The organism is Methylophaga sp. UBA5088, assembly GCF_002414625.1.
Lineage (GTDB): Bacteria > Pseudomonadota > Gammaproteobacteria > Nitrosococcales > Methylophagaceae > Methylophaga > Methylophaga marina.
The window spans coordinates 32540-34817 of record NZ_DIAC01000072.1; the positions used below are offsets into that span (position 1 = coordinate 32540).

Sequence of the window (2278 nt, forward strand, 5' to 3'; positions counted from 1 at the left end):
CTATCCGTTGGGTTTCGTTCCTCAACCCAACCTACAACCCTAAAAGTCTTAAAGACTATGATTCTCTCAACCAAACACACTCCCCACCACTACTTTTCTGCACTTTCTCTAGCATTGCTTCATGCGCAGCAAGTTCTTCTTCAGAGGCACGGATAACTCTGAGTTTTCTTGGCGGAACGGCTGTAAGCATTTCTTCTGTCTCATTCTCTGATGACGTTTTGGGTTCCACTTCCTCAGCCGCCAACAGCATGGCAACCTGCCCACCGGTCATGGCCAAATAAACGTCTGCTAAGATCTCAGCATCCAGTAAGGCTCCGTGTAACTCACGGTTTGAGTTATCCACGTCATAACGTTTACATAGGGCGTCGAGATTATTTTTCTGGCCTGGATGTTTGTCTCTAGCCATTTTTAAGGTGTCTAATACACTGCACAAGGTATTGACCCTGCGCTTTTCACCTTTGAGCTTTTTCAGTTCGTGATCAATAAAGCCAACATCGAACGGGGCGTTATGAATGATGAGTTCAGCGCCATCAATGAATTGTAAGAAGTCTTCAGCAACATCTTCAAAACTGGGTTTGTCGGCTAAAAATTCATTGGTAATGCCGTGGACTTCAATTGCACCGGCATCAATTTCACGATGTGGATTGATATATTGGTGAAATGTTTGCCCTGTCAGGCGACGATTCACCATTTCCACACAGCCAATCTCAATAATCCGATGATCTTCAGCAGTGCTGATACCGGTAGTTTCGGTATCCAGAATCACTTGTCGTTTAACAACATTTTCTGTCATGACGTCCTCTTATTTCTTGGCGGCTATGTGTTCTCTGGCGGCAACAGCTAATTGATCCGCACGCTCGTTTTCAATATGTCCCTGATGGCCTCGGACCCATTCCCATTTTACCTGATGAGGGGCTACGGCCTTGTCGAGTCGTTGCCACAGTTCGACATTCTTCACCGGTTTCTTTGCTGCTGTCTTCCAGTTTTTGGCTTTCCAACCCGCTAGCCATTCCGTCATGCCTTTAATGACATATTGTGAATCCGTGGTGATGGTGACCTGACATGGACGCTTTAACGCTTCAAGACCAGCGATGACGGCCATCATTTCCATCTGATTATTGGTGGTGTTTTTTTCAGCACCGGATAGCTCTTTTTCCTGCCCCTTTGCACGTAATATGACGCCCCAGCCACCCGGGCCAGGATTGCCACTGCAGGCACCATCTGTAAATAACTCAACGTGGTCCATCGGTTCCTTCTCTTGTTATCGGTTTGTTCACTAAACCGGCTGACGGAAATAAGTTCGGTTGACGCCAGCGTTGTTTAAGCGGATTGAGCGGGATGGTTCTCTTGCATGCCACCACTATCGTCACACCACCAAAACACGGCCATAGTCGTTTGCCCCATCGTTCCAAAAAACGACATCTGTTTAGCCAACTGGTCCGACTGAAAGGAGGCCTGAACATCACCTTATGATGTTCGACCACCTCAAAATTTAATAATGCTAACCAATCCCGAATTCGGGTTTGAGTAAAAAAATGACCATGCCAAGGCGCATTATCCTGCCAGGAAAATAATCGTCTCAGCCCCCATAAGCTCCAAGGGCTGAAGCTGCATAATATTAATTTCCCATCGGCAGCCAACACGCGCTCTGTTTCTCGTAGCACTTGATGCGGGTCATGTGCATATTCCAATACATGCAAAAGCAGTAAATTATCTATACTGTGTGACTTAAGCGGCAAAGACTCAGCACTGGCATTTAAGTCTCCTGAAGGACCCACAATGCTGGTTTTGATAATACGGTTTGAAGGTGGAAATAAAGAATAATGTCCACCTAATTGCACATAAAAATAACCCACCAGCGGGTGATTAAGTGAAGTCAAAACCGCCTGTTCCTGCTGTATGACCAACTCACCCAGTGGACTATGCCACCATTGATTCAACCGCCGTTGTTTGTTCTCATTCATAGTCTGAGCCCATTAAGGAGAAATCATGCTGAAGGTGCACCGAATTCCCGCATTTGATGACAATTATATCTGGCTAATCCAGGCGCAAGGCACAAATAAAGCAATTGTGGTTGATCCTGGTGATGCAACTCCCGTTCTGAACACATTAAAATCCCACGATCTGGAACTGATTGCCATCTTCATCACACATCACCATGCCGATCATACTGCAGGCATTGCTGAGTTAACAAAAGCCGCGGCTCTTCCGGTTTATGGTCCGCTAAATGAGACCATTAAAGGGGTAACTCACCCGCAATCAGGCAGAGAACCCATCG

The 2278-nt window shown here is 46.4% G+C and carries 4 protein-coding genes; 1 reads left to right on the forward strand and 3 read right to left on the reverse strand.

The annotated features are described in order from the left end of the window. Positions 1-55: 55 nt before the first annotated feature. The 3 genes from dnaQ to B4K20_RS09175 are packed head-to-tail and all read right to left on the reverse strand — an operon-like array spanning position 56 to position 1964. Positions 56-793 (reverse strand): DNA polymerase III subunit epsilon, encoded by a 738-nt coding sequence (dnaQ, locus tag B4K20_RS09165; RefSeq protein WP_289282662.1) that lies wholly within the window; start codon positions 791-793, stop codon positions 56-58. Between the two features lie 9 nt (positions 794-802). After that, positions 803-1246, reverse strand: coding sequence for a ribonuclease HI (gene rnhA, locus B4K20_RS09170; protein ID WP_286305774.1), 444 nt, complete (start codon positions 1244-1246; stop codon positions 803-805). Next, a complete protein-coding gene (locus tag B4K20_RS09175) occupies positions 1233-1964 on the reverse strand; it encodes a class I SAM-dependent methyltransferase (RefSeq protein WP_286305775.1) in 732 nt (243 codons plus the stop codon). Before B4K20_RS09175 ends, rnhA begins: the two co-directional genes overlap by 14 nt. Positions 1965-1989: 25 nt before the next feature. Between B4K20_RS09175 and B4K20_RS09180 the strand changes: the two genes are divergently transcribed. Beyond that, on the forward strand, positions 1990-2278 hold a 289-nt coding region (locus B4K20_RS09180; protein WP_289282663.1), incomplete at its 3' end, for an MBL fold metallo-hydrolase.